The sequence below is a fragment of the Paenibacillus vulneris genome, assembly GCF_039543185.1.
Lineage (GTDB): Bacteria > Bacillota > Bacilli > Paenibacillales > NBRC-103111 > Paenibacillus_S > Paenibacillus_S vulneris.
The window spans coordinates 34,953-52,176 of record NZ_BAABJG010000044.1 but is presented as its reverse complement, the minus strand read 5'-3'; the positions used below and the strand labels follow the sequence as shown (position 1 = coordinate 52,176).

Sequence of the window (17,224 nt, the reverse complement as noted above, 5' to 3'; positions counted from 1 at the left end):
TTCAACGAATTCAAGCTTGCTATTGCTTAAAGAAATCTGCCAGTCCGGCCAGCCTCGGATCCGTCGTGTCCTGCTTGCAGCCGCAAGCCCGCTCGTTTCGGTTCCCACCGCATACAGGGCATAATCCTTGGCACCCTTCCTCGCACAGCGGTACGTACGGCAAAGCTACCAGTACATTTTCAATCAAATAGGGCATCAACTCTATCTTCTCATCCGTAACGAAGATAATGTCTTCTTCCTCGTCGTCCGGTTCCGATACATCTGCAGCGAGAGCAAACGTTTCATGAAAAGGAATTTCCAGCCTTTGCTTTACCGGCTCCAGGCAGCGGGAGCAGGGCTGCTCCACATCTATTTCCAGAACACCGGTGACCTCAGCCGCCTCGCCGTTATGACGAGCCTGCAGATTAACCTGCAGCGGACCGAAGCTGAGCAAATCAGTGCGATTCTTCAAAACATCGGACAAATCGATGGTCTCATCAATAAGTACCGTTTCTGATTTCTTCGCCAATTCTTTTAATCGAATGAACATGAGTATCACCCCAAACAAACAAAGATTATTATAGCTATAATCCTTCTATTTTGTCAACATTTTCAGATCATGCTATAGTGAAAACATATGAAAACATTACCAAAGTGTGTACAAGGAGTGTACGATGAAAACGGTCGGACTAGTTGTTGAATACAACCCCCTGCATAATGGTCATCATTATCATTTCCAACAATCCAAAATCGTATCTGGCGCCGATGCGGTGGTCGCCGTTATGAGCGGTCATTTCCTGCAGCGGGGTGAACCTGCCATGATTGACAAATGGTCGCGTACGGAAATGGCTCTTCGTATGGGCGTTGATCTGGTTCTGGAGCTCCCTGTCGCTTATTCTACACAGCCTGCCGAATGGTTCGCGTATGGCGCTGTCTCCGCGCTGGATGCTGCGGGCGTCGTGGACAGTCTCTGCTTCGGAAGCGAGAGCGGCGACATTCAGTGGCTGTATGACGTCGCAGAAGCAGCGTATCATGAGTCGGAGGAGTTTCATGGGCTCCTGCAGCAGGAGCTCAAAGCCGGTATCCCGTATCCAGCCGCCTACGGCAAAGCCATCGCCCATTATGTACCAGGAACGAACGAAGAAGAGCTGGCCAAGCCTAACAATACGTTAGGCCTGCACTACCTTATTGCCCTTAAAAGATTGGGCAGCCGGATAGAACCATTAACCATCACGCGCCAAAAAGCAGGCTATCACCAGCTTGACATTACTGACCGTCAAATAGCCAGCGCTACGGCACTGAGACATCTGCTTTTCGAGAAGAAGATGCTTGAGGAAATCGCCCCTTATGTGCCTGTAAGCACTATGGAGGTGCTACGCCGCGAATGGAACAAAGGGCGCACACCCATCGGTTGGGAACATTTTGCCAGGCCTTTGCTGCTGCAGCTCATGAACCACAGTGCCGTCGAGCTGGCCGGATATCATGAAGTGGCCGAGGGGCTGGAGCACCGCATCAAGCAGTCGCTTTCTTTCCTGTCCACGGATTCCAGCCATATCGTTGAGGATTTGATCAACCTGCTCAAAACCAAGCGCTACACTCGAACCAAGCTGCAGCGCACCCTGCTGCGCATACTCCTTAATCATACAAAGCCTAAGCTGACAGCAGATCTATTAAGGCGCGGAGTCCCGTATCTTCGAGTTCTCGGCTTTAGCGCGCGGGGCCAGGAGCTGTTGAAGCGTATGAAAAAAACGGCGAAGGTTCCCGTTGTTACGAAAGTAACCTCTCTGGCGGATCCTTCACCGCTGCTGGATTTAGATATTCAAGCTACGTCCGTCTATGCCCTTGCCTATCCTGCGGCTGCAGAGCGCGAGCTCTTCAGGGATTATTACGAGCCCCCGGTCCGTGTTTAGCTGGCTTTTGCGGCTTTCGGCGGAAGATTGTTCATATAATCCAACGCTTCCTGCAAAGTGCCTACAGGAACGACCTTCATGGAAGTATGAATTTCCTCCGCCCGTTTGGCCGCATCTGAATAATTGTTAATGCGCTGTTTACCATCCGGAGTTACATAATCTTTCGGTGCAAAGAAAATTTCTGCCCCGGCCTTGTCGGCCGCGATAATCTTATGCTGAATCCCGCCGATTACCCCTACGGTTCCTTTCTCATCGATCGTTCCCGTTCCGGCAACCTTATAGCCTTTTGTGATATCCTCGGGGGTTAATTTGTTGATGATTTCCATGGTGAACATCAGCCCTGCCGACGGTCCGCCGATATCCCCCGCTTTAATGGTCACCTGCTTCGACTCATCGTTCGCCTTGACGCTCTGCACATTGGCAGGCACAACACCAAGCCCTACCCTGCGAACATCCGGGCTGGCCCCCTCATCAGGCGGCAGTAAAGCCAGCTGTATGGATTGCGTCTTTTGCAACTTTTTCCGCTTGTAGGTGATGGAGACGGAGTCTCCTTCTTTTTTGCTTTTCAAAATGGTCTGCAGCTCTTCTTTAGTCTGAATCGGCGTATCGTCGACTTTGACGATGTAATCCCCCGGCTGAAGCACCTCATGTGCCGGAAAATCCTTAAAGACCTGCACGATAACAACACCATCCGTACTGATCCGGTAAGGGATGCCCAAATGGTGATAGGCAGCCTGTATAGCGCTTGACTGCGAGGAGAGCATATTGACCTCCTGCCTCTGTGAATATTCTTCCTCGGATTCGTTCTTTTGCAGCAGCTCTGTTTTCAAATGCAGCTCCTCGAACGGCCTGATGAAAGTCAGTAAATAGCTGAATACGGTAGCGTCGCTCACCCTGACGGTGGTCAGCATGAACGCGCCTTGCTCCTCGTCGTTATTTTGATTCACATGAACCATTGGGCGAATAACCTCAGCCGTACCGGCTGAAAAAATGAATAACGGAAGCGGCATAAAATATACGCCGTATACGAGTATAATGGCTATAAATACGGAAACGACGATTCTAGAAGCGCGTTTCAAGTGTCTGGTGTCCTCCATCCTTCTCCCCCTAAAGCCCGTATGACTGGCGCCTTCTATCGCAGGCGTTCTTTGTAGGGTTGACCTGCTTGGTCTAAACCATACGGACAAAGCGTAAACATGTACCATCCTACAAATCCGGAGTTGGTACTTATGGCAAGTGAAAAAACTTTAACATCTCCGCGCCTGACCACCTTGATTCTGGGCTGTTTGGCGCTGCTCTTGGTTGTCAGCATTATTTTATTTCCCGATCAAGCCTTCAAATCATCGCTTCAAGGGCTGAGGATCTGGTGGGAGCTTGTCTTCCCTGCTCTGCTGCCATTTTTCATCGTAATCGAGATTGCCAGAGGCATGGGGGTCTTGCACGCAATCGGAGCCTTGCTCGAGCCCCTTCTGCGTCTATTATTCCGGTTGCCGGGTATTGCAGGCTGGGCTATCGCCATCGGTATTACTGCCGGTACCCCCTCAGGCGCCGTAGCCGTAGGCAGCATGAGAAAGGATAAGCTGCTTAGCAGGGACGAAGCCGAGCGGCTGCTTACGTTAAGCCACGTAGCAAGCCCTGTGTTCCTTATATCGGTCGTTGGAGTGGGCTTTTTGCATAATGCTCAAAGCGGCTTGGCCCTTGCGATCCTTCATTACGGTTCAGCCCTGCTGCTTGCCTTATGGCAGCGAATTACACTAGCCAAGCAGCATACGAAGTTGGAAGCGGAAGACCAACGCTCTGCCTTGCAAACGGCAACAGGAGACAGCGGGCTGTTCCGTCGCAGCGCCTCCGCATGGCGAACCGCGCAAGCCAGTGATGGCAGAACCTTCGGCAAGCTGCTCGGTGATTCCGTGACCCATGCCGTACAGCAAACAATGGCCATAGGCGGACTCATGATGATGTTCTCGGTCATTGTACATGCCGTATCACTAAGCCAAGTCCTTACCATAGCCGGGCTCGCCATTTCCGCCACTGGGATCGTGACACCCGAGCAAGCCGGTGCGATGCTGTCGTCTCTCCTGCCTGGATTGTTTGAAGCGCATTTGGGCGCCTATTCCCTCGGGCAAAGCCAAGCAATCACCGATTCATGGCAGTACGCGCTGCTTAGCGCCTTGTTCGCCTGGGGCGGCTTATCGACCCACGCTCAAGTCAAAAGCTTTACGTTAGGAACCGATATTCGGTATTCCGCCTTTCTGAAATCCAGGCTTCTTCATGCCGCCATCTCGTTTATAGCCACCAGCGCCTTATGGAAACCATTGAATAACTTGTTAGGTTCACCGGCACCCGCCTGGCTAACTTTCTCGGACCCAAGGATAGATACAATGAAATGGAATTATGTAACGATGTGGCCTCTATTTAGCAAATCGATGCTATGGTTCGGTATGATTCTGCTGCTTATGCTCGTGCTCTCCATAGTCACAGCCTTTGTATTCCATCACAGCCGCCGGGATTCCAAAGGCTAGCCTTTCGGATATTTGGTACGTAAAGCCTTTTCCACCACCTCGGGAACCAGATCGGTAACAGGTCCGTGGAAGCGCGCGATTTCTTTTACAATACTGGAGCTTAAATAAGAATATTGAGGCGTTGACGTCATGAAAAAGGTTTCGAAGCTCTCGTCAAGCTTTCGATTCGTTGAAGCCATTTGCAGCTCATATTCAAAATCCGACACCGCACGAAGACCGCGCACAATGAGATGCGCGTTTTTTTGTTTCATATAATTAATGAGCAAATCGCGAAAATTGTCGATTTCCACATTGGGCAAATCCTTCGTCACCTGTTTAAGCAATTCGGTGCGCTCTTCGATCGTAAACAGCGGATTTTTGCTTGAATTGTTCAGCACAGCTACAATCAGCTTGTCAAACACTTTAGCGGAGCGGTGTATAATATCCAAATGCCCGTTGGTCACCGGGTCAAAGCTGCCGGGATAGACAGCGATTTTCATTTCAAAACGATCCATACTCATCTTTACAGTCAACTCCTCCAACATGTGCACGCAACACTCATGACTCATCTTGCGATGTATTTTTATAAATCGTAACCGCTGTATCCCCATATTCCGCTCTTCTTATCCACTGCAAACGGCCGATGGGATCCTGGTACACATCCTCGGCGTCATGTTCCACTACAATAGTAGCCAGCGGATTGAGCATATGTCCCTGATCCAGCTGCTCGATCAATTCTTGTACTACCTTTAACCGATATGGGGGATCCAGGAATACAAGATCAAACTTTGCTTCCCGCTTCATCAGTGCTTTCAATGCGCGAAGGGCATCATTGCGGTATACCTCCGCTTGATCGGCAAATCCGGTTGCCTGCAGATTTTGCCGTATGGTGTCGATGCTTTTTTTGTCGATATCGGTCAAAACTGCCCGGTCCATCCCCCTGCTCAGCGCTTCGATGCTTAGCCCGCCTGTTCCTGCGAACAGATCCAGCACGTGCCCTCCGTCAAAATACGGGCCGATCATGCTGAAAATGGCCTCCTTCACCTTGTCGGTGGTAGGCCTTGTGCCCATGCCAGGTACAGCCTTAAGCGGCCTTCCCTTGGCATTCCCTGATATGACTCTCATTTGCTTCCACCTTCTACTGGATAGTAATGCTATCGTACCACAAACGTAAACTTTTGCACAAAATTTTCTGAATAACGTATAGATTTTTTGAAATCTGTCTATCCTTATATCATCGACATCCGAAAATGTCGTAGACAACCGCGGAGAAGACTTACGTTCCCCATAAGCTCTTCGTCCGGTTTCTCCTCTCCCATGAATGAGCCTCGTCGTGAGACGGGGCTCGATTTTTTTGTCTGTCGAACAAAAAAAATCCCTGTTTCGTCGATGGCAGCCGACAACAGGGATTAAACGTGATATATGTTGAATGTGGGATCAACACTATTGATTCTATAAGAATAAGGTTAATGAAAAATGAACCTAACCTTAAAAAAAGATGAAAATCCGCTGAAACTTTTTCCAATTCCTGTCCCTCGCTTTCTAATCCGCATGATTCCGGAGAATAATGCAGATACTGGAAAGAAAACGAGAAGGAGCTCCCACCATGTGCGACCGATTCAACCTGACTGCCGATTTGACCGAACTAAACGATCGCTACCGCTTATCCAAAACGATGTTTTACTATGCCAATGATCGCAGCTTGCGGCCTCAACAGCCGATTACCGCCATTACAGCCAAAGGAAACGAACGAATACTCGATGAATTTCGTTGGGGCCTGATGCCTTTCTGGGCACAAGACTCCGTGCTTGTCGACAGCGAAGCGATCTATGATAAAAGAGCCTTCGATCATTTGCTCAAGCGTCAGAGATGCATTATTCCGGCAAGCAGCTTCGACCGTGTCACTTCGTTAGGACGCAAAAAGGAACAGGTCCAACGTTATATGACCAATGATGGCCAAACATTCGCAATGGCCGGGGTGTACGACGTGTGGTCGGGCTCCTTCGGAGAAGAGCTTCGAACTTGCTCCATCCTGATTAAAAGAATACAAAATAACGAAACCGGAAGTATGGAGACGGTCCCTTTTATTATGAATGAGGAGCAAGCCGATACATGGCTGGACACGGAATTATTCGATAAATCCGCTTTATATCGATGGATGAGAACTGTTGAGCTTCCTCCGCTTCGCCTGCTGCCCGATTCATGGCAGGATATGGCGGACTCACAGGATCAAGAGGATGGAGCTGCAGCGGCTCATGGTATAGGATAATCAATAAAGACCCGCCAAAGCGGGTCTTTATTGATTACGGAATCGTCCTAATTTATCGGGGTTTAGTATAAAATAGATGTCTTGTAAACGGTGGGATTCGGTAGCCGCACCAAAACATATAGCCATGCTCGGCTTCCCTTCCTTCACGATCAATACCCCGTAATCTCCATTGATTCGAACCTCGAGCAGTTCCCCTTCGAAGGAGCCTTTGCCTTGAATTCCTTCCAGAAATGCCTGGATACGATCCTTGCCCAAGATGGGATATAGGGCTGCCCGAACTTTTCCTCCGCCGTCGCTTATGAGTGCAGCCTGTTCTGTAAGCAGTTGGATTAAACCCGCGAAGTCTCCGGTTTTCACCCCGTTAAGGAATGCATGAACGAACGGCTCGCTGTTCTGCTCAGCGGTGGAGGCCGTATTGAGCTGGTCCTGATTCACTTTATGCTTTGCGCGGCTCACAATTTTTCTGCAGTTTGTCTCGGATTTGTCCATCATCTCGGCGATTTGCGCATAATCGTAATCCAGTACTTCCCTCAGCAGAAAAATCGCCCGTTCCACCGGCGAGAGCTGCTGGAGCATAACGAGAAGCGCGTAAGAGACCTTCTCTTTCCTTATGATCTGCTCCTCGGGATTATTCGCTTCTAGTTCGATATCCGGCTCCGGCAGCCAAGGTCCTGTGTAGACCTCGCGCTGCTTCCTGGATGACTTCAGGAGATTCAGACACCTATGGGTCACTGTCTTAATCAAATAAGCCTTAACGCTGAGAATGTCCTCCTCACGGACCCGCTGTAGAGCTACAAATGCATCCTGTACGATATCTTCCGCATCCGTGTAGGAACCCAACATCCGGTAGGCAATCGACAGGAGCAGCTGCCGATGCTCAGTATAAGCATGTTCCCACTCAGTCAAACAGCCCCGCCTCCTATCGAAATGAATTAATAACTTATCAAAGACGCCAGCAGCAAGCCTGTAGCCACGCTGAGACAGAATGAGAAAAGCCCGACCGAAGCGTTGCCTTTAGGAATTTCTGCAACGACTTTAAACGGCGTCAGCAGCTCGAAGATATAAAACACTATCACTTGAAACGCGATTCCGATGAATCCCCATACGATCAAGTCAACCAAGCCAAGAGAATGATAGACGGCAGATGCCAATACCAGAGTTTGGCCGATGATTTTGCCCCCAAGATCGTATGCGGCAGCCTTGGCCGCAGCCGCTTTGGAAGGGTCAGATAAATCTCCGCCTTCACGAATGAGCTTGAATTCGCTGTACGGCGTCGTAATTGTAAAAAGCAGAATGCCTATTCCCAATAAAGGCACCGTTACTCCCAAATAAATCAGAAAATTAAGTATGGAATCCCATTGTGTCATGCTTTAGCTCCCCCTTTATTCAACCCTGCCGGCAAATAATATGAAATATTGTTTGTAATATGCCCGCCTACTCTGGCGATGACCGCGGAAGGCTTGCCCGCAATAAGAAAGCAGCCCCATAACAAGCGGCCGTTCGTCGTCCCCTTCAACGTCTCCACCCGTACAGGCGGAAGTTCTATGTATTGCTGATACACCATCGGCTGATCCAAGTATTCGTCTTCCCCGTTTTCATCGAGCACGCTCCCTGCGGCATCTACAATCCTGACACCGCTTCCCTCTCTTCCGTAGATCGGCTTGATGACATAGGAAATGGAAGTGTCTGAGAACCGGTTTTCCAAATAAGTCGGCAGCATATGGGCGGCGATGATCTCATGCTCCTCGTCCGTATAAAATTGGCCGGACTCGTGCAAATTCCAAATAAGCGCTTGAAGCGCTTTGGTCTGAGCTGTAAAGCCTGACGGAGGATTGATGACGGCCAGCTTCTTCTCCGCTATCAGCCTAAGAACATGCTCACCGGTCGGGTACCCGTCTACATCTTTATCTTCCGCCAGCTTCTCCAGCGCATGGAGCCGATATAACACATCGACGGGTGTCATGTGATCGGAGTCATCGGATACCCACATGCATTCGTCCATCACACGCAGCTGGGAAAGCGGAACAAAAGAAGCGGGGAGTCCCGACTGTGCCAGTAAATACTTGGTTGTGCCTGCATCCTCCTCATGCCAGTCGAGGGCACTGAAGAAGATGTGATCCAGCGGATATTGCGCTGAGCCGTAGGCTTTTATTGCTGCTTGAAAAGCCTCGTACAGCATGCCCGAGCAGCCGGCATTCGGATCCTCAGCTCCGTATGCCTGGCAAACAGCTCCGTTGACATGGAAGGCTTCTACGATCCCGGTAGGCGTATCGCTATTGAATTCAAGCATTTTAATCTGCCCGTTGTTGAGGGCGAAATCGAACCTGCCGATAACGGTTGGCGATGGCATCGAATCAATGTGCTGCAATCGGACCGCATCGAAAGCCGCTGTCGGAATGCCGAGCCCGGTCAGAAGCCCTTCATCCGCCTGACTCACTATGTTAACCGTTTTGGCAAAGACACGCCCCAAGGCTTCTGCCGCTATCCTCATCTCATGAAGGACATCGCGGTCCAACGTATAGAGCCCGGCTAGTGCATATTCCTCCTCGTACATACAGTCCCAAGTAAAAATGCCTTCCTTCCTTAACGGCTCATACAATGCTTCCCGCCGCTCAGGATAAGGCAGTCCGGTTATGTCTCTGTCTTTATTCATTACGTGTCCCCCTGCCTTAGCTAGAGCTGGAGCTGCTGCTGCTCCCAATGCCGCCATGTGAGGAGGAACCCTCCGATATGCCCGAGTTTCCCCCTGATGTACCTGACTTACTGGAACTCCCGCCAATGTATCCGCGTGAGCTTCCGCCGCTGCTGCCGCTTCCGTTATCACAATAACCATCACCATTTTGATCTACGCAGTTAGAATTCGCGGTTGTATTGGAACAACCGGATGCAGCTATGAGAGCAGCGGTAACGAATAATGCTACCAGCTTATTTGATTTTCTATGTTCCAATTGAACTCCTCCTAAAATGTTATTCCAGGCGCGATTCTAAAGTCGACATGAAATAACAAGTTCGCAAGTCTGCCGAGAGATGTCCTCCAAGGGATCAGACCGGAGTTTTCTTAAGCACATATGATAGGTTTTATGCTTCTTCGTCCGATTTGACTGCATAGTACACGAAGGTTGACCGGTCTTCATCAATCTCGACAGACGTCCGGTACCACTCCTGTCCGTCGACGTACAAATAATTAGCGGTCATATACAGCATCACATCCAGACTGTCCTCAAAATAATACGTATGCACCAGCCTGTAGTCGGTTGCCAATTCCTTGAATTCCCTAAGCTCCATGCTGAAGCCTGGCGCCGGGGATTGCGGCTTCGCCCAGGATTTTACCTGCTCATCCTCTGAAGGCTTGACATAAATAACATAGCATAAGTCCTCGATCGCGCATGACGTTTTTTCATACACAGTTCCTTCTTTTACCAAATAATCGCATGCAAACCTCAAGGCCGTCTCATCGCGCTCTATATGATCGTAATAATATAGCAGCGGAAAATCCCCGCCTTCTTCATATAACCGATATTCCAAACGTGCCACCGTTAATTGCCCCTTTCCGACTTTGAATCTTTATGTAGAAGAACATACATGTATTACGCAGCTGCTCAAAAAAAGGTTACAGAGCCTCATTTCTGTTTGGACCCTTTTAAAGAACGTGCGTTCTATTCATCATAGCACTGATTGTAACATTTTTACAAACCATTTTTCTTGGAAGCAAAAAAAGAGCGCTCTTTCTCCAGCGGAGTCAAAGTGCTCAAGGAATGGAGGCCGCAAAATGGACGACCACCCCTTCCCGTGATAATATATTTTGGAGGTGAAATCGGATGCTATTACATAAAGGCGAAATCTTGTTCAGACAAGGGGAAAGCGGACCCTTATTTCATATACGCAGCGGTTTGTTTAAAATCATGCGCGTTCATGAGGACGGCAGTCCCTTCCTCGTCAATATCGTGACTCCCGGCGAGACGATTCCTCATCATTCCTTAATCAGCCCTAAAGAATACCATGGTACGGCCATCGCCCTGATTACCAGTGAGGTAGAAGTCATATCTCCCGATGAATGGTACACGGAGCTGGATGCGCATCCTGCAAAGTGCCGTGAGATCGCCCTGCAATTACAAAGCAAGCTGAGAATGATGCAGCAGCGAATTGACCATCTTACGCTGGTCACTCCTGCGGAAAAGCTGGAGAAGCTGGAACAATGGTTTGATGAGTACATCTCCCCTATGTCCATAAAGGATATATTAACGCAAGAAGAAATAGCGCAATTACTCGGACTCCGGCGGGAAACGGTCAATCGCTTGTTTCGGGCTAAGCAAGGCTAACCCGATGGCTGTCCTATCCCCTTACTACGGCCTCTCCCGCTTCGTTTGCCTGTTCTGCCAAGCTGTCAGCCGGGCCAAAAAACTCAAAGTGAATCTCCGCGTCATCAACGCCCCAATCCTTCAGCGCTCGATATACAGCTTTCATGAAGGGAATTGGCCCGCAAAAATAAAAGCTGGCGTTCGGACCGGATACCCGCTGCTGCAGCCACTCCAAATCAAGATACCCCGCTTTATCAAAAGCCCCTTCCTTCCGGTCCAAATCGGTAGGAGAAGAATAGCAGACATAGGAACGGATATTCGGATGGCTCTTAGCTATATCGGCAACTTCTTCTTTCAAAGCGTGGAACCGGCCGCTGCGCGCGGCATGGATGAAAGTAACGGAACGCTCAGGCTCTTTGGCGGCCAGCGTTTTCAGCATGCTAACCAGTGGAGTCAGACCCACACCGCCGCTAATCAATACAGCCGGCTTTTCCTCTTTTCTCAAAATAAAGTCTCCGGCCGGTGCCGATACCTCCAGAACATCTCCAACAGTGACTTCCCGGTGCAAGTAATTCGATACAATGCCCTCCGGCTTTCCTTCCGCAGCCTCTTCCCTTTTAACGGAAATTCGATAATGCGGTTGTCCCGGCATATCCGACAAGCTGTATTGACGAATATGAGTATAGGATTGACCCGGAATCATAAGCTTCACGCTGATATATTGGCCCGGTTCGAAATCGGCAATTCCTTGTTGATCTTCCGGTACCAGATACAACGAAGTAATCGTATCGCTCTCCTTCACCTTTCGTTCCACAATAAACCGCCTAAATCCCTTCCAGCCCCCAACACGCTCTTCGGCTTGAAGGTACATTTCGTTCTCGGTTTGGATAAACACATTAGCTATAACCCCGTAGGCATCGGCCCAAGCGGCGATGATCTCATCCGTTGCCGCATCTCCCAGGACCTCCTTGATTGCCCGAAGCAGCGTTTCCCCGACAATCGGATAATGCTCTGCCTTCACACCAAGGCTTCGATGCTTGTGCGCTATTTGTTTGACTACCGGCAGGATCGTTTCCAGTTGATCAATATGGGCCGCAGCGGCATAAACTGCGTTAGCCAGAGCCGCCTGTTGACGGCCTTTCTTCTGATTGGCATGGTTAAACAGGTTCAACAGCTCGGGGTGGCCTGTGAACAACAGTTCGTAAAAACGCTTCGTTATGGCTGTTCCGTGTACTTCCAGAACGGGAACCGTGGATTTAATTGTTTGTATCGTTTGTTCACTCAGCATTAAGATCGCCCTCTCTTCATTTCGTTGTGTTCTTGTAATTAAGTATAGTAGAGAGCACAGGCTCGCCTTGTGATTGGAATCACATTGAAATGAACGGAATTGTGTCGATCATGCTGGATGAGACATCCCTACAAAGTTCCATCACATTGAAAAACGCCCTCCGTGGAGAGCGTCTAGTGTTAGAAGCCTGCGGTCATCGTATTCGTGCCGCTATCTTTGAATGCCTCGGCATTGTCATACCCCGCATTGCCGAACACCGTGTTCGAGTCACAACGTGCAGAACCGACCAGTACTGCAGCAGTCGAGCTTTGCGAGATGGAGTTGTTCATAACGATATTCCGTTTAGCCGATAAACTTGCGCCTTCTCCAACGACATCCACTACAATTCCGGTTTCCGTACGGCGAACCTCATTGTTTTTTACCGAGTTGCCATCACTATTCAGGATGGAGATACCTCTTACAGAGCCGTACACCGAATTGCCCGTTATCGTGTTTCCAAATGGTTTATCGTCACCTGCATTCTCAGGAGCATCCAGTTGAATGCCTGCGGAGGCCGCTTGAGAAATGACGTTATTCACAATGGTATTGTAGCTGCAAGCATCCTTTAGCCGAATTCCGTAGGTTGAGCTGTTTTTTTGGTCAATCAGCGCATAAGGAGCTACCATATTGGCCTCTATCAAATGATAGGAGCAAGCGCTGACTCTGGAAGATACCATAATGGCGGTATCTCCTGTAAATTCCATGATATTGCCTGTAACATGTGAATACGTGCTGCCTGCAGTCAGATGTATGCAGTATTTGTTTATGTTTTTGAAATGGTTGCCCTGAATGGTATGGTTCGCACCGCCTTCGATGACAATTCCGTACCCCTCATTCGATGCCTCTGTTCCAAATATTTTTATAAATGTGCAGTTCGTGATGCTGACATGCTGGGAACGAGCAGCCCGTATCCCGTTCGCTACGCCATTGAACACACAATTATCGATGCTGACATTAGCAGCCTCGACCATATAAATTCCGCGTTCAACAATTTCGCCTGTCGCTCCGCTTGGACCAATACCCTCAAATGTGATTCCTTCGATGGAATAGTTGTTGATGGATGAGCCGCTGTAAACCATGAACATATCGGCGTTCCCGGCCTTAATAGTCGTGGTCCCTGCTCCTGCCCCTATCAGGTTAACCTTGTTCCTGAGAAGCAGTCCGCGGCTTATGTAATACTTGCCTGCTGGCAGAAAGACCGTTCCCCCTTTGGCAGAGGCTGAGTCAATAGCGGATTGTATGTACGGTGCATCATCATCATATCCGTTGCCCAGCGCTCCGAAGTCCTTCACATTAAGCCATGATTTGTTCTCAGTCAGAGGTACGGTTGACGAGGCTGCACGAGCTTCAAAAGGCAATCCGGCGCCCGCGGCAAGTAGAGCTCCGGCAGCTCCCATGGAAGCAAGCAATTTTCTGCGTGTCATCGGTTTCTCTTTCGGTTCATTTGATGGCAAAGATACTCCTCCCCCTATTTGGTTCTCTATGAAAATTATAGCTTTCATAGATTCGAATGGCAACCTTGCTTCCTTTTCTGGGAGCTTAAGTCATTCATAACAAAAAAAACAGACCCAACGGTCTGTTCATTAAGCTATTTACGCTGCGATTGACCGAGGTTTATCGGAACATTCCCCACAGCTTGAGTAAATGAAATGTATTGTTAGGATCTATTTTCTGGGAAATGACAAAATTGACCATATGCTCCTTCTGCATATCTGTCAATCTCTCGTTTAACACCTTTCCCAGCATGTCGACAAATCTTCTTACCTTCGTCCTGTCCTGCAAGTCCGTCTTCGTCACACCCTGCAAAATCATTTTGATACGCTCTTTCGTATCGGGATTTTTCATTTTTAATTTGACACGTTCAACAAAAACGGGATCGAAGCCATATTTTTGATAGCTCATGTCGCGAACTCCTCCCATCATAAGGATATGGTAGTCTTGTGTGCCAACCTCTTTGTAAGTCTATGACGGAAGGCTCGGACATGTGTCTAATAATATGGTTATGTAAGCAAGATTAGGTGTTAATCCAATAAGTCACTATCGAAAATATGCTCCCTGCGCAAAAATTCATGAAGCATAGAATAACCGGCTGCCGTCCAAAAGTCGGGCTTGCGTACGATCTCGGCAGCATCGTCCCGGGCTTGCTCCATCGTTTCGAAATCTGTCACCATATCGGCGATTCGAAAATCAGGCAGACCGCTCTGCTTCGTTCCGAAGAAGTCCCCGGGGCCTCTCAGCTCAAGATCCCTTCGTGCGATTTCGAATCCGTCGTTCGTATCGGTCATCGCTTTCATTCGCTGCTTCCCTACTTCATTTTTCGGGTCGGCTATAAGAACGCAATAGGACTGATGCTCGCCCCTTCCCACCCGTCCGCGTAGCTGGTGCAGCTGGGACAATCCGAAGCGATGGGCGTCATAGACCACCATCAGGGTCGAATTCGGGACGTCTACCCCAACCTCGATCACCGTCGTAGAAACCAGCACTTGAACCCGATTTTCGCTGAACTCGCGCATGACTTCGTCTTTTTCGGCGGGAGACATTCTTCCGTGCAGCAGCCCGACTCGTAAATCCGGGAAAGCAAACTGGATTTGCGCATGGACGTCAATCGCGTTCTGTACATCCAGCTTCTCCGATTCCTCGATTAACGGACAGATTACGTAAGCCTGCCGGCCCGCAGCGACCTCTCGCCGGATAAACCCAAGCACCCGATCCAGCATATCGTGAGTTACCGCATACGTCTTGATCGGCTTTCTGCCTTTGGGCAGCTCACGCAAAGTCGATACATCCATATCACCAAACGCCGTTATTGCCAGAGTCCTTGGAATAGGTGTCGCGGTCATCGTAAGCACATCCGGATTCATTCCTTTGCGCCGGAGCACGCTTCTCTGGTTAACACCGAACCGGTGCTGTTCATCGGTAACGACCAGGCCAAGCTTGCGGAAAAAGACATCGTCCTGGATCAAAGCATGGGTACCGACAACAACATCGACCATACCGAGCTGAAGAGCTCCAAGAACTTCCCTGCGCTGCCGGGCCGTCAGGCTGCCTGTCAGCAAAGCGACCTGGATGCCGTAAGGCTCGAACAAGCGTTCCAGGGAACGCTTATGCTGTTCCGCTAATATTTCCGTCGGAACCATTAAAGCTCCCTGATATCCTGCTTTCACCACAGCAAATAAAGCGGCTGCGGCAACAACTGTTTTGCCGGCACCAACATCACCTTGAAGCAGGCGGTTCATACAGTAAGGCTGTTGAAGATCGTGCAAAATTTCTGCCAGCACGTTTTTTTGCGACTCGGTCAGGGTAAACGGCAAAGCCCGTACAAATGCGCGGACTGCGGGCAAATCTACAGGGTGGGCCACACCGTCTGCCCTGTCGTGATTGATCGCTCGGTATGCCTGCATTTTCAGCTGAAATAAAAACAGCTCCTCGTAAACCATCCGTTTGCGAGCCTTCTGCCCGTTCTCCATCGATTCGGGCAAATGAAGCAGCGCCACCGCCTGCTTACGCGGCATTAAACCATACTTATCCAGCAGCTCCTTAGGCAGCACCTCCGGGATTAACCCTCCGTACTGCGTCAAAGCCTGCTTCATCGTCTGCCTCATCCATTTTTGCGTTATGGAGCCTGTAACGGAATAAACAGGCTGCAGCGTACCGATCTTCGATGTCCCTTTTCCCGGAAATTCGGACTCCGATACGGTCAAATGCAGCCTTTTTGGATCCCATTTTCCGGTCAAAACAATGTCCGCTCCTGTTTGCAGCTGATCCTTCAAATAATGACGATTGAACCATACGGCAGTGACAAACAACTTGTCTACCATAAGCTTGCAGGTTAGACGAGATTTGATTCGTCCATACATCTGTACCTGCGGAACCCCGACTATGGTTCCTTGAACCGTGATTTTATCTCCGTCCTTAGCCTCAGTCAGATCGCGCAGCGTATAGTCTTCGTATCGAAAAGGATAATAATCAAGCAGCTCGCCAACAGAAGAAATGCCAAGGACAAGCAGCTCCTCCGGCTTCTTGCCCTTGACCCCGTACACCTCTTTAACCGGAACTTTGTACAAATCTATTGACATGCTATGCCGGTCTGACGAACGCAGCTATGGCTCCGGGACCGGCATGCGTTCCGATGACTGGCCCGATAACCGTATAGTTCAGGCTTTCAATCCTAAATTGCTCTTTGATCAACGCGCTCATCTCCTCAGCATAAGGAATATTATTGGCGTGGGCGATCGTGACATGAAGAGATTTATCGCCATAATCCGATTTGATCAGCTCCATAATCCGCGCCATCGCCTTTTTTTGTCCCCTCACTTTATCTACCGAGTAGACTTCACCTTCATCCGATATGGATAAGATCGGCTTAATGTTCAAGAGGGACCCAAACAAGGCAGCGGCTCTTCCGATCCGCCCGCCTTTCTGCAAATACTCGAGCGTATCTACTAAAAAGTAAATGTTCTGCTCCTTGCGGATCCGAGCGATCATGCTCACGATTTCTTCCTTGCTCTTCCCGTCTCTAGCCGCCTCGGCCGCGATCACAGCCAGCATCCCGATTCCATAAGAAGCCGTCAGGGAATCGACAATGGTGACATCGACCTCATCCTCCAGCATGGATTTTGCCAGCAGCGCTGACTGATACGTACCGCTCATATGAGAGGAAAGATGAATAGAAATAATCGGGCCGCCCGATTCGGCCGCCACACGCTTGTAGGTCTCCACAAACTCCACTGGGGATGGCTGTGAGGTCGTAGGCAGCGATGAATAGGCAGCCAGCTTTTCGAAAAAAGCCTCGGAGCCTATATCCACTGAATCTCTGTAGGTTTCCGTACCAAAATGAACCTTTAACGGAACCATTTCTATGTTCAAAGCTTTGCGTAAATCCGCCGGAATATCGGCCGTGCTGTCCGTGACAACTCGAACCTGGCTCAATCAGTTCACCT

Annotated in this window: 18 protein-coding genes; 4 read left to right on the top strand and 14 right to left on the bottom strand. The window is 49.6% G+C overall.

Annotated elements, in window-relative coordinates:
• Positions 1 to 19: 19 nt before the first annotated feature.
• Positions 20 to 529, bottom strand: a complete 510-nt coding sequence (locus ABEA66_RS29345) for a YceD family protein (protein WP_345593246.1) — start codon at positions 527 to 529, stop codon at positions 20 to 22.
• Between the two features lie 124 nt (positions 530 to 653).
• Between ABEA66_RS29345 and ABEA66_RS29340 the strand changes: the two genes are divergently transcribed.
• Entirely contained in the window at positions 654 to 1,889 is a 1,236-nt protein-coding gene (locus ABEA66_RS29340) for a nucleotidyltransferase (protein ID WP_345593244.1), read from the top strand.
• On the opposite strand, the gene ABEA66_RS29335 is transcribed toward ABEA66_RS29340, so the two are convergent.
• The gene (locus ABEA66_RS29335) at positions 1,886 to 2,986 is read right to left on the bottom strand and encodes a SepM family pheromone-processing serine protease (protein ID WP_345593242.1); all 1,101 of its coding nucleotides are present in this window, start codon (positions 2,984 to 2,986) and stop codon (positions 1,886 to 1,888) included. The genes ABEA66_RS29340 and ABEA66_RS29335 overlap by 4 nt on opposite strands.
• Before the next feature lie 132 nt (positions 2,987 to 3,118).
• Between ABEA66_RS29335 and ABEA66_RS29330 the strand changes: the two genes are divergently transcribed.
• Positions 3,119 to 4,411 (top strand): nucleoside recognition domain-containing protein, encoded by a 1,293-nt coding sequence (locus ABEA66_RS29330; protein ID WP_079910308.1) that lies wholly within the window; start codon positions 3,119 to 3,121, stop codon positions 4,409 to 4,411.
• Here the strand turns inward: ABEA66_RS29330 and coaD are convergent.
• Positions 4,408 to 4,911 (bottom strand): pantetheine-phosphate adenylyltransferase, encoded by a 504-nt coding sequence (coaD, locus tag ABEA66_RS29325; RefSeq protein WP_079910309.1) that lies wholly within the window; start codon positions 4,909 to 4,911, stop codon positions 4,408 to 4,410. The two genes, ABEA66_RS29330 and coaD, sit on opposite strands and share 4 nt — an antisense overlap.
• 37 nt (positions 4,912 to 4,948) lie before the next feature.
• Positions 4,949 to 5,515 (bottom strand): 16S rRNA (guanine(966)-N(2))-methyltransferase RsmD, encoded by a 567-nt coding sequence (gene rsmD, locus ABEA66_RS29320; RefSeq protein WP_345593239.1) that lies wholly within the window; start codon positions 5,513 to 5,515, stop codon positions 4,949 to 4,951.
• Between the two features lie 481 nt (positions 5,516 to 5,996).
• On the opposite strand from rsmD, the gene ABEA66_RS29315 reads away from it, so the two are divergent.
• A complete protein-coding gene (locus ABEA66_RS29315; protein WP_345593236.1) occupies positions 5,997 to 6,659 on the top strand; it encodes an SOS response-associated peptidase family protein in 663 nt (220 codons plus the stop codon).
• 27 nt (positions 6,660 to 6,686) lie between these two features.
• On the opposite strand, the gene ABEA66_RS29310 is transcribed toward ABEA66_RS29315, so the two are convergent.
• The 5 genes from ABEA66_RS29310 to ABEA66_RS29290 form a co-directional block, all read right to left on the bottom strand.
• On the bottom strand, positions 6,687 to 7,565 hold the full coding sequence (locus ABEA66_RS29310; RefSeq protein WP_079910312.1) for an RNA polymerase sigma-70 factor: 879 nt from the start codon (positions 7,563 to 7,565) through the stop codon (positions 6,687 to 6,689).
• Between the two features lie 26 nt (positions 7,566 to 7,591).
• Positions 7,592 to 8,026 carry a DUF350 domain-containing protein gene (locus ABEA66_RS29305; protein ID WP_079910313.1) on the bottom strand — a complete coding sequence of 145 codons (435 nt, stop codon included), beginning with the start codon at positions 8,024 to 8,026 and terminating at the stop codon, positions 7,592 to 7,594.
• A complete protein-coding gene (locus ABEA66_RS29300; RefSeq protein ID WP_345593232.1) occupies positions 8,023 to 9,312 on the bottom strand; it encodes a glutathionylspermidine synthase family protein in 1,290 nt (429 codons plus the stop codon). Before ABEA66_RS29300 ends, ABEA66_RS29305 begins: the two co-directional genes overlap by 4 nt.
• A gap of 16 nt (positions 9,313 to 9,328) precedes the next feature.
• The gene (locus ABEA66_RS29295; RefSeq protein ID WP_079910315.1) at positions 9,329 to 9,607 is read right to left on the bottom strand and encodes a hypothetical protein; all 279 of its coding nucleotides are present in this window, start codon (positions 9,605 to 9,607) and stop codon (positions 9,329 to 9,331) included.
• 130 nt (positions 9,608 to 9,737) lie between these two features.
• Positions 9,738 to 10,193, bottom strand: a complete 456-nt coding sequence (locus ABEA66_RS29290; RefSeq protein ID WP_345593229.1) for a hypothetical protein — start codon at positions 10,191 to 10,193, stop codon at positions 9,738 to 9,740.
• Positions 10,194 to 10,477: 284 nt separating this feature from the next.
• Here ABEA66_RS29290 and ABEA66_RS29285 point away from each other — a divergent pair, with 284 nt between their 5' ends.
• Positions 10,478 to 10,978 (top strand): Crp/Fnr family transcriptional regulator, encoded by a 501-nt coding sequence (locus tag ABEA66_RS29285; protein ID WP_345593227.1) that lies wholly within the window; start codon positions 10,478 to 10,480, stop codon positions 10,976 to 10,978.
• A gap of 13 nt (positions 10,979 to 10,991) precedes the next feature.
• Here the strand turns inward: ABEA66_RS29285 and hmpA are convergent, their stop codons facing one another.
• The 5 genes from hmpA to ABEA66_RS29260 all read right to left on the bottom strand — a co-directional run bounded on the left by hmpA (position 10,992) and on the right by ABEA66_RS29260 (position 17,213).
• Positions 10,992 to 12,245, bottom strand: a complete 1,254-nt coding sequence (gene hmpA, locus ABEA66_RS29280; RefSeq protein WP_345593225.1) for an NO-inducible flavohemoprotein — start codon at positions 12,243 to 12,245, stop codon at positions 10,992 to 10,994.
• A gap of 179 nt (positions 12,246 to 12,424) precedes the next feature.
• The gene (locus ABEA66_RS29275) at positions 12,425 to 13,738 is read right to left on the bottom strand and encodes a right-handed parallel beta-helix repeat-containing protein (protein WP_345593223.1); all 1,314 of its coding nucleotides are present in this window, start codon (positions 13,736 to 13,738) and stop codon (positions 12,425 to 12,427) included.
• 160 nt (positions 13,739 to 13,898) lie between these two features.
• The gene (locus ABEA66_RS29270) at positions 13,899 to 14,186 is read right to left on the bottom strand and encodes a stage VI sporulation protein F (RefSeq protein WP_079910320.1); all 288 of its coding nucleotides are present in this window, start codon (positions 14,184 to 14,186) and stop codon (positions 13,899 to 13,901) included.
• Between the two features lie 119 nt (positions 14,187 to 14,305).
• Positions 14,306 to 16,360, bottom strand: a complete 2,055-nt coding sequence (gene recG, locus ABEA66_RS29265) for an ATP-dependent DNA helicase RecG (protein ID WP_079910321.1) — start codon at positions 16,358 to 16,360, stop codon at positions 14,306 to 14,308.
• 1 nt (position 16,361) lies between these two features.
• Positions 16,362 to 17,213 carry a DegV family protein gene (locus ABEA66_RS29260; RefSeq protein ID WP_079910322.1) on the bottom strand — a complete coding sequence of 284 codons (852 nt, stop codon included), beginning with the start codon at positions 17,211 to 17,213 and terminating at the stop codon, positions 16,362 to 16,364.
• Positions 17,214 to 17,224: the final 11 nt, after the last annotated feature.

Bases quoted from the DNA above. Each gene is read 5' to 3' on its own strand.
- ABEA66_RS29345 (WP_345593246.1), bottom strand. From the start codon at position 529: ATGTTCATTCGATTAAAAGAATTGGCGAAGAAATCAGAAACGGTACTT.
- ABEA66_RS29340 (WP_345593244.1), top strand. From the start codon at position 654: ATGAAAACGGTCGGACTAGTTGTTGAATACAACCCCCTGCATAATGGT.
- ABEA66_RS29335 (WP_345593242.1), bottom strand. From the start codon at position 2,986: ATGGAGGACACCAGACACTTGAAACGCGCTTCTAGAATCGTCGTTTCC.
- ABEA66_RS29330 (WP_079910308.1), top strand. From the start codon at position 3,119: ATGGCAAGTGAAAAAACTTTAACATCTCCGCGCCTGACCACCTTGATT.
- coaD (WP_079910309.1), bottom strand. From the start codon at position 4,911: ATGAGTATGGATCGTTTTGAAATGAAAATCGCTGTCTATCCCGGCAGC.
- rsmD (WP_345593239.1), bottom strand. From the start codon at position 5,515: ATGAGAGTCATATCAGGGAATGCCAAGGGAAGGCCGCTTAAGGCTGTA.
- ABEA66_RS29315 (WP_345593236.1), top strand. From the start codon at position 5,997: ATGTGCGACCGATTCAACCTGACTGCCGATTTGACCGAACTAAACGAT.
- ABEA66_RS29305 (WP_079910313.1), bottom strand. From the start codon at position 8,026: ATGACACAATGGGATTCCATACTTAATTTTCTGATTTATTTGGGAGTA.
- ABEA66_RS29300 (WP_345593232.1), bottom strand. From the start codon at position 9,312: ATGAATAAAGACAGAGACATAACCGGACTGCCTTATCCTGAGCGGCGG.
- ABEA66_RS29285 (WP_345593227.1), top strand. From the start codon at position 10,478: ATGCTATTACATAAAGGCGAAATCTTGTTCAGACAAGGGGAAAGCGGA.
- hmpA (WP_345593225.1), bottom strand. From the start codon at position 12,245: ATGCTGAGTGAACAAACGATACAAACAATTAAATCCACGGTTCCCGTT.
- ABEA66_RS29270 (WP_079910320.1), bottom strand. From the start codon at position 14,186: ATGAGCTATCAAAAATATGGCTTCGATCCCGTTTTTGTTGAACGTGTC.
- recG (WP_079910321.1), bottom strand. From the start codon at position 16,360: ATGTCAATAGATTTGTACAAAGTTCCGGTTAAAGAGGTGTACGGGGTC.